Genomic DNA, 11,830 nt, shown 5'->3' with positions numbered 1-11,830 from the left:
TCGGCCGGCGAAGGGGGCCAAGCACAAGGGACAAGGGAGCGGGCGGGTCAGTGGTCCCTTGCGTCCTTGCCGCTGGTCCCTTGCCCCCCTTGTGACTGTTCCCCTTGTCCCTCGTCACTTGTCCTCCTCTCTCGTCGCAGGTACAGCCAGGCGCCCGGCAGGTTGCCGAACAGGCCCGACAGGACGATCAGCGTGGACAGGGCGAGTGACAGTTCATCGGGGACACCCTGCGGCCGCAGCAGCCACACCATGAACACCTGCGGGAGCCCGAAGCCGCTGACCGAGATCGGCAGCAGGAGCATCAGGAGGCCGACCGGCATGAAGACCAGGTAGTACGTGAACGGGACGTCGATGCCCAGGCCCAGCCCCAGGCCATACGCCTGGACGATCCGCAGCATCTGGACGAGCACCGACAGGGCGAACACGGCGGCCAGCGTCTGCGGTCGATCGCGGTACGCCGCGATGCTGTCGGCGAGCCGCAGCGACAGCCGGATGGGCCACCAGTGGTGCGACGAGGCCGGCAGCCAGCGCATCCAGCGGTCGGCCCACACGGCGGCGCCCGAGGCCACGCACACGACGGCGGCGCTGGATGTCGCGACCAGCTGCACCTGTGGGTCCGGGTGGCTCCTGGCGTAGACCGCCACGCCGATGCCGCCCATGAGGGCGATGGCGACCACACCGAGGATGCGGTCGACGGCGACCGAGGCCACCGCCGCGCCTCGTTGCGCCGTGCGCTGGCCGAGGGCAAACGCACGCGCCGCGTCGCCGCCCACGCCAGCCGGGAGGAAGCTGCCGACGAACGAACTGATGAGGAAGATGCGGGCTGCGGTGCCGGTGGCGATGGTGGTCCCGCTCGACCGGAGCAGCAGCACCCAGCGCCAGATCATCACCGCACGATCGAGCAGCACGAGCAGGGCCACCACGCCAAGCGCCCGCGTGTCCGTGCGCAGCATCGCCTGCAGGGCAGCGCCGGCATCCACCTGCCGGACGAGCAGGGCGAGGATGAGGACCGTGATGCCCGCTCGCACCCACCCGCCCTTCGCCACGGCGATGGCGGGCTGGAGCGAGCGGAGCAGGCGCGTCATGTCCGCGGCTTGCGCGCCACGAAGGTCAGCGTCTCGAACAGGTTCTTGCGGACCTTGAAGAGCAGGTCCTCCGTGCCGGTCCAGCGCGAGAAGGTATTGAGCCCCGGCACGTTGGCCAGGACCGCCGCGGCCGCGAGGGCGTCGCGCCGGAGGCCCGTGGCCACGCCGATGCTGCGGACCACGCGCTCGATGACGAAGCCGCCATCGTTGAACAGCTGGGTCATCCGGCGTTCCGTGGTCACGAAGTTGTGCGTGTAGTCCACGTCCCAGAAGAAGGTGCGTTCCTTCAGGTAGTCGGGGACGACCACGAAGAACACGCCGCCGGGCCGGAGCAGGCGCAGCGCGTCCGCGGTGAAGGCGCGGGCGGCATCGATGCCGGACATGTGCTCCATGACCTGGTCGGCATAGACCACGTCGAGCGAGTTGTCGTCACCGGGAATGGGGGGCGTGAAGGCCTTGACGACCCTGAAGCCCTTCTTCGTGAGGACGTCGATGAGCAGGTCGCTCGCTTCGATGGCGGTGTAGTCCCAGCCGGCCGCCACCGCCAGTTCGCCCAGCGTGCCGTGGCCGGGACCGATCTCGACGAAACGGCCGGGCGGCTGAATCGCGCCATGCAGCAGGCCCAGGCGCGACCGCTCGATGCGGCTGCGTCGCCCCGCGCCGTAGCCGGTCAGCTGCTTCTCGGAAAACGACTTGTAGAAGGTGTCCTCAGCCACGGCGCGGAATCATAGCAGGGGGAGTCCTTGCGCGCCCGCAGGCGCGGCCTGACATGGCGCGGGCCGGATGCCCGTCAGGACATCCGGCCCGGGTGCCGTTGGTCGACGCGTGCCCGCGCCTAGTTGGTGAAGCGGCCCCGGCCGGTCCAGCGGCCGATGGTCCCCTGCGACGCCGTCACACCCGTCTGGTCGATCCAGGCCGGGGCGGGGTTGCCGCAGTGGCTCAGCATCACGTCCATGATGTAGACCTGCGTGCTGTTGTTGCTCGGGCCCGCACCCCAGTGATAGTCCACGATGTCCTCGGACGGGTCGTTGGCGTTGCCGCGCTTGCCGTTGTAGCCCCAGCGGTTGTCCTCCACGCGGAGCTTGTCCACGAGGTAGTCCATGAACTCCCACGTGCCTCCGCGCGACTGGCACGAGCGCCGCACGAGGTCGGGGCGCTCCGCGTAGGCCGCGTTGACGACGCCAGAGCGGTTCGGCAACGGCAGGCGCGTGCCCGGGGCCGGGTCGGGTGTGCGGTTGGCACCAGAGACGGGCGCCGCTGGTGTGCGGAAGGTCCAGTTGGGGGACCAGGCCGCGTAGGCGTCCGCCAGTTCGGCGCGGACCCGCCACGTGTAGACCGTGTCGAACTTCAGCTGGGTCGTGACCGTCCAGCTCGTGCGGCCGCTGCCGGCCGGGATGAGCGGTTCGGCGAGCAGGGCGCTGCCCTCGAACAACTGGAAGCGATGCCCGAGCGCCACGGCGTTGGCGTGCGTCGCGACCGCGTTGGCCACCGACAAGGTGACGGGAATGGTGTTCTGCGGGCCGAGCTCCGTGGTCGCGCCCATCGCGGGCGACGGGCTGGCGGGGGCATTGGCCTTGAGCGTCGGGGTGCCTTCCGGCACGGCCGCGACGTTGCCGCCGCCAGGCGTGGCCGACGGCGAGAGCGGGTTGGAGTTGCTGCTGCACGCCGCGCTGGCGGCGAGCAGGCTCACGAGACCGATCTGGATCGCGTACTTCATGGTCATGGGTCCTCGATGCATTCGCGAAATCAGAAGGAGACCCGGAGGCCGCCCCAGAACTGCACGCCGCCGTACTTGACGTCGACGTTGCCCGTCGTGCCTGGCAGGTTGACGGTGCCGCCGGCGTACCGGAAGCCCAGCGTGGCGCCGACGCGGCCTGCCTCGCCGAGATCGAAGGGCAGGTTGTAGGTGAGGTCCGCGCCGACGTTGACGGTGGTGGCCGTCTTCTCGCCGCGGCTGAAGGTGATGTCCTGGATGGCGACGGTCGCGAAATTGGGCGCCGCGTCGGACTCCTCGATGCGCGCCGAACTGGCGAACTCATGGCCCACCGAGACGAACGAGGGGCCGGCGCCGACGCCGAGCACCAGGTCCTCGCCGAACGGGATCATCCACATCGCGGCCAGGTGGTAGGCATTCTCGGTGTGCTTCAGGCCGCCGACGCGCTGGTTGGCTTCACGGAACCGGTTGAGGAACAGCGGATGCGGCACGCGGGCGAGCACCGCCGTGTCCATCGTGTCGCTGTTGCGGGTGTAGTTGAGCGTGGCGACCAGGTTCTTCCACACCTTGACGCCGCCGCCGATGTTCCAGATGGCGCCGCCACCGTAGTCCTGCGTGCCGGCAATCGAGCCCTGCTCCCCGTAGATGTCGAACGTCGAGGTGCTGGCGATCGTGTTCGAGCCGCTCTGCGCCCCGCCACCGATCTGGACGAAACCGCGCTGCTCGTAGGTGGACGTCGCCGAGGTGGTCTGGGCCGAGGCCAGGGCCGGCGTCAACAGCAAGCCGAGAAAGGCAAGCGCTCGTGTACTCATAGGAAACAGTCGAACTCCCGCTCCGAGCAGGTCGGATCGTGGTCTGTGGCGATGGTTGAAGTCTGGCGGGGGCCTTCGCCGCGCCGCCGCAAATGTCCGCCGGGAGTCGGACATCCGATTGAACGATAGGGAGGGCCGGAAGTCAACCGGCGGCCACGGGGGCCGCCGGTCGAGCGACGAAGGGCGCGTCCGGGGGACGGACGGGGTTAGAAGCGGCCGCGGCCGGTCCAGCGACCGATGGTGCCCTGGCTGGCCGTCACGCCGGTCTGATCGATGAACGCCGGGCCCGGATTGGTGCCGCAGTGCCCGACGATGATGTCGATGATGTAGACGTTGGTCGTCCCCTCGTCGCGGTCGGAGCCCCAGTTGTAATCGACCACGTCGTGCGAGGGATCGCTGCTGTTGCCGCGCTTGCCGTTGTAGCCCCAGCGCGTGTCGAACTGGCGCAGCCGATCCACGACGCGGTCCATGAACTCCCAGGAGCCGCCGCGGTCCTGGCAGGAGTTGCGCAGGGCACTCGGATACTGGCGCGCGACTTCTTCGACCACCCAGGCCATGTTGGGCAGCGGCAGGCGTTGCCCGGGGGCCGGATTCGGCGCCCGAGCGCCTGTCGGGGCCGGGGCCGGGCTCGGGGCCGGCGACGGGCTGGGCGACGGGGACGGCGCGGGCGATGGTGACGGGGCCGGGGTCGGCGTCGGAGCCACAGGGGCGGCGGGCGTGCGGAAGCTCGCGACCGGAGAATAGCCGCTGGTCTTGGCACCGTCCGAGGCGCTGACCCGCCAGAAATATGTGGTGTTGTAGGCAAGCGGCGTCGGACGCGCCGTCGTGGTGGCGCCGCCGCTCCGAGCCACGGTGAGCACGGCCACGAGATTGGCGAAGTTGCTGTCGGTCGCGATCTCGAACCGGTACGACACGGGACCCGCCAGCGGCCCGGTCGCCACGCCATTGGCCACCGTGAGATCCGGCGTGATGGAGGTGGCGACGATGTTGCCCGACGGCGCGGCGGGCGTCGGCACGCCCACGACCACCGGATCCTGCAGGACGAACGCCGAGGCTGCGGACCATTCGCCGGTGTTGGCGCCGTCGAGGGCGCGCGACCGCCAGAAGTAGCGGGCGCCGGCGGCTGGCAGCGTTACCGGGACCTGGTACTGCGTGCGGCCGCCACTGCCAGGGGACACCTTGTCGGCCGAGTGGACCTTGTTGCCGAACCCGGCGTCCGTGGCCACCTCGATCTGCAGCCAGATCGGGCGTTCGCCGGTCGTCGCGGCGTTCTCGATGAGCAGCGTCACGGCGCCACCCGCCGTGAGCGTGGAGTTGTTGGCCGGTTCGAGCGGCCGGGGCGCCGTAATCGTGACCCCGGCGATGGGCCCCGCCACCGTGGGGCTGAGCGGGTTGCGGCTCTTGTTCGATTCACAGCCAGCGACCAGCAGGGCGCAGCAGGCCAGGGTCGCGAGCGTCTGGGGGCGGAAGCTGTTCATGAAGTCCTCGCACAGTGCAGGAGGACCGCGACCATCGTGGGCGCGGACTACACCTCCTCTTTGGGCATATCGGACGGAGCGGGCGCGACCATCAGCCCCTCCTTGCGCAAAAGAAACAGGAGGCCGCCAGGCAGGGACGCGACGATCAGCAGGGCTGCCCCGGCGATCGACAGGGCCAGGCCTGCCTCGACGGGGTGACCGAGGCGGCGAAAGAGGTAGGAGAACACGGCTTCCCGCACCCCGAAGCCGTTGATGGAGACCGGCGCCAACTGGATGACCAGGCTCACGGGGACGATCACCATCGCATCGCGCAGGGGGAGATCGATATGGAGTCCCCACGCCACGCAGAGATAGAACAGCACGACCAGCAGTTGCACCACCAGGGCGCCGAGGAAGGCCTGCACCAGGCGCCCGCGGTCGCCGCCAACGCGCGCCAGCATGTCCTCGAGCCGCCCGAGTCGCTCGGTCACCCAGTCCTTGCGCACGCGGGCCAGCGGCTGCAGCAGGCGCGGCACCAGCGCGGGCCGCGACACGACCACTGCCGCCGCCACGGCGCCGACGACCAGCAGCACCCAGAGGTAGCCGGTCCCCGGCAGCGCGTGCCGCAACATCAACGACCCGCACGCCGCCACGGCGAACAGGGCGATCAGCCCCAGGACCCGGTCCAGCAGGACCACCGCCGTCGCCACCGTGCGGGAGCCCGTCAGGCCCGCCGTGTCCGCGATCCGGACGACGTCGCCGCCGATGTTGCTCGGCAGGAAATTGTTGAAGAAGTTGGCCACCAGGCACGACAGGGTCAGCTGCCACGTCGAGGCATGGACGTCCTGGGTGACCAGCAGGCGGCGCCAGCGCCAGCCGCTCACGAGCAGCAGGACGGCCTGGACGAGCAGGGCGAGGGCGATCCACCCGGGTTCGACCTGGCGCAGCCGTGCCGCGACGGCGCTGACGTCCGTCTGGCGGAAGAGCACCGCCAGCAGGCCAACGCTGATGCTGAGCTTGAGGGCGAAAGAGGCGACGCGTCTCGCGCGGCCGGGCACGGGTGACATGGTGGGTGACACCGGCCGCGCCAGCCGGGCGGTCGGAAGGTGTGTGACGGTACCATGCACCCTTGCGGCGGGCAACCGCGCGGGACGCGCCCGGCCGCCGCCGACGCGCCGCCGAACCCGGCCGCGGCTGGTTTATACTTCAAGGCTTCGCGGCCGCCGTGACCCGCCATCGGGTGGGATGCTCGTCGTGTGCCGCCCAGCCATCGTGACACCCCCAGCCACGTCGCTCAGGATTCTGATGCTCGCGCCGGAGCCGTTCTTCGAGCCGCGCGGCACGCCGTTCAGCGAGTTCCACCGCATCAAGGCCCTGGTCGAGGACGGCCATCACGTCGATCTGGTGACCTATCCGGTCGGTCGTGACGTCGATCTGCCCCGGTTGCGGATCATCCGGACGTGGCGCCCGCCGTTCGTCCGCGCGGTGCCGATCGGCCCCTCGGTCATCAAGCTGGTGCTGGACGCCCTGCTGACGCTGACCATCCTGCGCGTCGCCCTGTTCGCGCGGACCCGCTACGACGCCATCCACTCGCACGAGGAGATGGGCGTGATCGGGGTCTGGCTGGCGAGACGGCTCGGCATTCCCCACCTCTACGACATGCACTCGAGCCTGCCCCAGCAGCTCGGCAACTTCAAGTACTCGCGGTCGAGCCTGCTGCGCTGGGTCTTCGAGCGGGCCGAGCACTACATGGTCGGCGGCTCGCAGGTCGTCATCACCATCTGCCAGGACCTGCAGGACACGGTGCACGAGATGGGCGTGGGCGATCGCGCCGTGCTCATCGAGAACGTGATGGGGGGCGACGTGGACCCGACGCCGGGGCCCGGCCGAGAGGCGCTGCGGGCGGCGTGGGGACTGACGGCCACCCAGCCGGTGGTGCTCTACACCGGCACCTTCGAGCAGTATCAGGGGCTGGATCTCCTGCTCGAGGCCAGCGTGCGCCTCAAGGCCGCGGTGCCGGACGTCGCGGTGCTGGTCGTCGGCGGCGCGCCCGAGCAGGTGGCGGCCCTGGCCGCCCGCGCCCAGGCCGCCGGAGCGCCACTGGTGCTGACGGGACAGCGGCCGCCCACCGACGTGCCGCACTTCGTCGACGCCTGTGACGTGCTGGTCTCGCCACGCATCTCGGGCACCAACACCCCCCTCAAGATCTATTCGTATCTGCGGTCGGGGCGGCCGATCGTCGCGACCAACCTGCGCACGCACACCCAGGTGCTGACGCCGGACGCCTCGGTGCTGGTCGAGCCGACGCCCGAGGCGCTGGCCGCGGGCCTGGCCCACGTCCTCCAGGATCGCGCGGCCGCCACGCGCATCGCCGACGCCGCGCGTGGCCTGGCCGATGCGCGCTACAGCCGGCAGTCGTACCTGCAGCGCACCCGCCGGGCCTACGCGATGCTCCTCGCCTCGCGGCAGGTGCCGCCGCCCCCGGTGCCGCTGACGGGCACGGCGGCGTCCAGCGGCCAGGAGCCCCGGTGACCGCACTGGTTACGGGGGTGACCGGGTTCACCGGCGGCCACCTGGCGCGGCACCTGCGGCTCCGCGGCGTCTCCGTGCGCGGGCTGGTGCGGCCGCGCAGCCTCGATCGGCCCGAAGTCGCCTCGCTGCGCGAGGCCGGCGTCGAGATCGTGTCGGGTGACCTCACCGACGCGGCCGCCGTCGCCGCCGCCTGCCGGGGCACCGATGTCGTCTACCACATCGCGGCGACGTATCGAGAGGCGGGGCAGCCCGACAGCGCCTATCGGGCCATCAACGTGCTGGGCGTGCAGCATGTGATCGACGGGGCGCGCGCGGCCGGCGCGCGACGCGTCGTGCACTGCAGCACGGGCGGGGTCCACGGCCACGTCGCGGCGCCTCCCGCCAACGAGGACGCCCCGTTCAACCCCGGCGACGTCTATCAGGACACGAAGCTCGAAGGCGAACGCCTCGCGCGCGCCGAGGGGCTGGCGGGCGGCGTGGAGGTGGTGATTGCGCGGCCCATCGGTATCTATGGGCCTGGCGACCTCCGCTTCCTGAAGATGTTTCGGGGCATCTCGCGCCGACGGTTTCCGGTGCTCGGGTCGGGCGAGGTCTTTTATCACCTCACCTACATCGACGATCTGTGCGAGGGCTTCCGCCTGTGCGGCGAGGTGCCCGGGGCCGCGGGACGGACCTACATCCTGGCCGGCCCGCGCTACACGACGCTCAACGCGCTGGTGGAGATGATCGCGACCGAACTGAAGGTGCGTCCGCTGCCGATCCACCTGCCGGTGTGGCCCTTCTGGCTGGCCGGCGCGGCCTGTGAAGCGGTCTGCGTGCCCCTCCGTGTGCAGCCACCGCTGTATCGTCGCCGGGTGGACTTCTACACGAAGAGCCGCGCCTTCGACACGTCGCGGGCGCGCACCGAACTCGGCTACGCCCCTGCCGTGGACCTGCCGGAAGGCATCCGGCGCACCATCGCGTGGTATCGCGCTCAGGGGTTGCTGTGAGCGACCGCATCTCGGTCCTGCACGTCTGCGATCACCTCGGCTGGACGGGCTCGCGCATGCACGGCGTCAAGCGGCTGTTCGCCTGGACCCTGCCGCGCTTCGACCCGACTCGCTTCGACGTCTCGCTCGTGAGTCTCCGGAAGAAGGACACGTCCGAGGACACGCTGGAGCAGTTCGGTATCGACGTCACGTACCTGCACAAGGGCAAGTTCGATCCGGCGACGCTGACCGCCCTGCTCAAGATCATGGACCGCAAGGGCACCCAGGTGCTCCACCTGCATGGCTATGGCGCCACGACCTTCGGGCGTCTCGCTGCGGCCATGCGGGGCACGGCGGTGTTGCTGCACGAGCACGCCAACCACACCACGACACCGTGGTTCCAGCAGGTGGCCGATACGGTGCTGGCGCCGTGGACGGACCTGGCGATCGCCGTCTCGCAATCCACGGCCGAGTTCACGACGCGGGCCCGGAAGGTGCCGGCCGACCGGACGAAGGTGGTCTACCTTGGCGCGCCGCTCGACGAGTTCGGGCGCCCGCGCAGTGCGCAGGAGATCGCCGCGGCTCGCGCCGCGCTCGGCATCGCCCCCGGGACGTTCGCCGTGGGCACCGTGACCCGTCTCATGCCCGCCAAGGGCAACCGGTACCTCATCGACGCCGTCAGGCCCATCGTCGAGCACATCCCCGAGGCGCACGTCTACATCGCGGGTGAGGGGGAACTGCAGGCCGAGCTCGAAGCGCAGGCGCAGGCGCTCGGGGTGGCCGACCGGGTGCACTTCCTCGGCTTCCAGCGTGACGTGGCCAGTGTCCTGTCGGCGTACGACCTCGTGGTGTTCCCGTCGCTCTGGGAGGGCACGCCCCTGACGTCGTTCGAGGCGCTGGCGATGGGCAAGCCCATCGTCTCCACCGACGCCGACGGCCTGTGCGAGATTTTGCGCGACGGCGTGGACGCGGTCATCGTGCCGAAGGAGAGCGGGCGGGCCATCGCCGACGCGGTGGTGGCGCTCGAGGCCGATCCGGCGCGTCGGGCCTCGCTCGGGGCCGAGGCGCAGCGGACGAGTCGCCGGTACGACATCGCCACGTGGGTGCGCAAGATGGAGCGTCTCTACGAACTCATGGCGCGTGTCTCCCGCCCCACGAAGCGACAGGGCCTCCTGCGGGAGGACTTGTCGTTCCTCGATGGAGACGTGCAGCCGTGAACATCCCTCGGGCAGCCCGGCTCGGGCGCCTGTGGAGCGATCCCGGCGCCGTCGCGACGCTGATCCTGGGCCTGTTGCTGCTCGGGTTCGCGGTCTCGGTGAAGTTCCCCGTGGTGGCCCTCGGTTTCCAGAGCGACGAGGCCACCTACTACAGCCTCGGCCACAGCCTCGCGCAGGACTGGGACATGCAGTTCCAGCGCCGCGATCTCGTGCGGGTCTGGAAGGAGTTCCCGACCGGTCCGGAGGGGATTTTCCTCAAGCGCGGGCGCAGCGTCCGTCTCGAGCCGCAGGGCCGTCCGCCGTTCGTGCGCTGGGTCAAGGGGCCTGACACGCGCAGCGATCGCCTGTACTACGGCAAGTCGTTCGTCTACCCGCTCGCGGCCGCGCCGTTCATCATGCTGTTGGGCACCAACGGCTTCCTCGTGCTCCATGCCCTGTTGCTGACGGCCTGCTTCGGCGCCGCCTACGCCTTCGTGCGCGCGCGGTCGGGCGCCCCGGCCGCGCTGGGCTATGCCGTGGTGTTTCTCTTCGCCTCGGCGGCCCCGGTCTACTTCGTCTGGCTGACGCCCGAGCTGTTCAATCTGTCGCTCGTGTTGCTGGGGCTCTTCTTCTGGGCGTACAAGGAAGTGGCACCGGCGGCCGTGCCGACCGGCACCTGGCTGGATCGCTGGGCGCGGCTGCTGCGTGGACCGTGGTCGGACGTGATCGCCTGCACACTGCTGGGGATTGCCACCTTCTCCAAGCCGCTCAATGTCTTCGCGGCTGCGCCGGTGCTGTGGCTGGCGCTGCTGCGCCGGCAGTGGGGGCGAGTCGTGGTGGTGAGCGCGGTGTTCGTCGCCGCCACCGGCGGACTGTTCCTCGCCAATGGCCTCAGCAGCGGCGACATGAACTATCAGGGCGGTGGCCCCGATCGGTCGACGTTCTATGGGCGCTTTCCGTTCCAGTCGCCCGAGGCGACGTTCGAGACCACCGGGATGGTGCGCGCGACCGATGGGCTGCTGACCGAGGTCATCTTCAATCGGGACGCCCTGACCACCGTGCTCGCGCACAACGTCGGCTACTTCCTGCTGGGGCGGCACACGGGCCTGGTCCCGTACTTCTTCCCGGGCGTGCTGACGCTGCTCATCTTCCTCTTCGCGGGACGACAGCGGCGCGAGCCCTTCCAGTGGCTGGTGGTGCTCACCCTGCTGGTCGCATCGGTGGCCATCCTCATCTACATGCCGTTCACGTATTCGGGCGGTGGGGGACCGGTCGGCAACCGCTATTTCCTCGGCTACTACGCTCTCTTCCTCTTCCTGGTGCCGACGGCCATCACAATCCGCACCGCGGTCGCCGCTGCGGCGATCGGCGGCCTGTTCACCGCGCAGCTGATCGCCAACCCGTTCTATTCGTCGTTCCTGCCGCACGTCCACCCCAAGTACGGCCTCTTCCGCTGGCTGCCCATCGAGCTCTCGCTCGTCAACGACATGCCGGTGAACGTCACACCGCATCGGGCCAAGCAGCCGCTGGCCGGCGACCCGCCAGTGCTGGCGTACTTCCTCGACGACAACGCCTATGCCCGCGAGGGCGAGTGGTTCTGGGTGCGCGGCGAGTCACGCGCTGACATCATCCTGCGGGCGCCGGCCCGGCCCCATGCCGACGGCGCCTTCACGTCGCTGGCGCTCACGGCCCTGGACATCGAGGTGGCCACCGGCGCCGCGGCGTCGGTCGTGAGCATCGACACGGGGGCCGAGCGCGTGCGGGTGGCCCCCGGCGCCAACAGCGGCGAGACCGTCCGGGTGGCGATGCCCGAGGGGTTCCCCTACAAGGCGATCCCGGGGCAGCCGCTCAACCGTGTCTACACGATCTCGATCGCCGCCAGCGAGGGGTTCGTCCCGCTGTTCGAGGAGGGCGGGCGCGACACCCGATTCCTTGGAGCCCGGATCCGGATCTCGCCGCGCTACCGCGACGACCGCTACCAGCCGCCTCCGAAGTAGGAATGCCGCGATGCTGGCATGCGGAATGCCGGATGCGGAACGGCATTCACGGCATTCGGCATCGCGGCA

Annotated in this window: 10 protein-coding genes; 4 read left to right on the top strand and 6 right to left on the bottom strand. The window is 70.2% G+C overall.

The window, feature by feature from the left end:
- Nucleotides 1-47: 47 nt before the first annotated feature.
- From Q0C41_RS07065 to Q0C41_RS07040, 6 genes are all read right to left on the bottom strand, one after another.
- Complete coding sequence (locus Q0C41_RS07065; RefSeq protein ID WP_291982254.1) at nucleotides 48-1,085, bottom strand: lysylphosphatidylglycerol synthase transmembrane domain-containing protein; 1,038 nt, start codon at nucleotides 1,083-1,085, stop codon at nucleotides 48-50.
- Nucleotides 1,082-1,801: a methyltransferase domain-containing protein gene (locus Q0C41_RS07060; protein WP_291982251.1), complete on the bottom strand. Its 720-nt coding sequence runs from the start codon at nucleotides 1,799-1,801 to the stop codon at nucleotides 1,082-1,084. The genes Q0C41_RS07065 and Q0C41_RS07060 overlap by 4 nt, the downstream gene beginning before the upstream one ends.
- A gap of 119 nt (nucleotides 1,802-1,920) precedes the next feature.
- Nucleotides 1,921-2,802, bottom strand: a complete 882-nt coding sequence (locus tag Q0C41_RS07055; protein ID WP_291982249.1) for a hypothetical protein — start codon at nucleotides 2,800-2,802, stop codon at nucleotides 1,921-1,923.
- Nucleotides 2,803-2,831: 29 nt separating this feature from the next.
- Entirely contained in the window at nucleotides 2,832-3,611 is a 780-nt protein-coding gene (locus Q0C41_RS07050) for a hypothetical protein (RefSeq protein ID WP_291982247.1), read from the bottom strand.
- Nucleotides 3,612-3,817: 206 nt separating this feature from the next.
- Nucleotides 3,818-5,089, bottom strand: a complete 1,272-nt coding sequence (locus Q0C41_RS07045) for a hypothetical protein (RefSeq protein WP_291982245.1) — start codon at nucleotides 5,087-5,089, stop codon at nucleotides 3,818-3,820.
- 47 nt (nucleotides 5,090-5,136) lie between these two features.
- Nucleotides 5,137-6,135, bottom strand: coding sequence for a lysylphosphatidylglycerol synthase transmembrane domain-containing protein (locus Q0C41_RS07040; RefSeq protein WP_291982243.1), 999 nt, complete (start codon nucleotides 6,133-6,135; stop codon nucleotides 5,137-5,139).
- 205 nt (nucleotides 6,136-6,340) lie between these two features.
- Here Q0C41_RS07040 and Q0C41_RS07035 point away from each other — a divergent pair, with 205 nt between their 5' ends.
- From Q0C41_RS07035 to Q0C41_RS07020, 4 genes are read left to right on the top strand one after another with little or no spacing between them, the layout of a single operon-like run.
- Entirely contained in the window at nucleotides 6,341-7,600 is a 1,260-nt protein-coding gene (locus Q0C41_RS07035; protein WP_291982241.1) for a glycosyltransferase, read from the top strand.
- Nucleotides 7,597-8,589: an NAD(P)-dependent oxidoreductase gene (locus Q0C41_RS07030; RefSeq protein WP_291982239.1), complete on the top strand. Its 993-nt coding sequence runs from the start codon at nucleotides 7,597-7,599 to the stop codon at nucleotides 8,587-8,589. The genes Q0C41_RS07035 and Q0C41_RS07030 overlap by 4 nt, the downstream gene beginning before the upstream one ends.
- Entirely contained in the window at nucleotides 8,586-9,785 is a 1,200-nt protein-coding gene (locus Q0C41_RS07025; protein WP_291982237.1) for a glycosyltransferase family 4 protein, read from the top strand. The genes Q0C41_RS07030 and Q0C41_RS07025 overlap by 4 nt, the downstream gene beginning before the upstream one ends.
- Complete coding sequence (locus tag Q0C41_RS07020; protein WP_291982235.1) at nucleotides 9,782-11,761, top strand: hypothetical protein; 1,980 nt, start codon at nucleotides 9,782-9,784, stop codon at nucleotides 11,759-11,761. Before Q0C41_RS07025 ends, Q0C41_RS07020 begins: the two co-directional genes overlap by 4 nt.
- Nucleotides 11,762-11,830 lie beyond the last annotated feature (69 nt).

This window comes from Luteitalea sp. (assembly GCF_022842525.1).
Taxonomy (GTDB): Bacteria; Acidobacteriota; Vicinamibacteria; order Vicinamibacterales; family Vicinamibacteraceae; genus Luteitalea.
The sequence above is the reverse complement of the archived record's forward strand: the minus strand, read 5'-3'. Positions and strand labels throughout refer to the sequence as shown.

What these genes read in the sequence shown, in the direction of transcription:
- Q0C41_RS07050 (WP_291982247.1), bottom strand. Translation starts at nt 3,611, where the DNA reads ATGAGTACACGAGCGCTTGCCTTTCTCGGCTTGCTGTTGACGCCGGCC.
- Q0C41_RS07055 (WP_291982249.1), bottom strand. Translation starts at nt 2,802, where the DNA reads ATGAAGTACGCGATCCAGATCGGTCTCGTGAGCCTGCTCGCCGCCAGC.
- Q0C41_RS07040 (WP_291982243.1), bottom strand. Translation starts at nt 6,135, where the DNA reads ATGTCACCCGTGCCCGGCCGCGCGAGACGCGTCGCCTCTTTCGCCCTC.
- Q0C41_RS07065 (WP_291982254.1), bottom strand. Translation starts at nt 1,085, where the DNA reads ATGACGCGCCTGCTCCGCTCGCTCCAGCCCGCCATCGCCGTGGCGAAG.
- Q0C41_RS07045 (WP_291982245.1), bottom strand. Translation starts at nt 5,089, where the DNA reads ATGAACAGCTTCCGCCCCCAGACGCTCGCGACCCTGGCCTGCTGCGCC.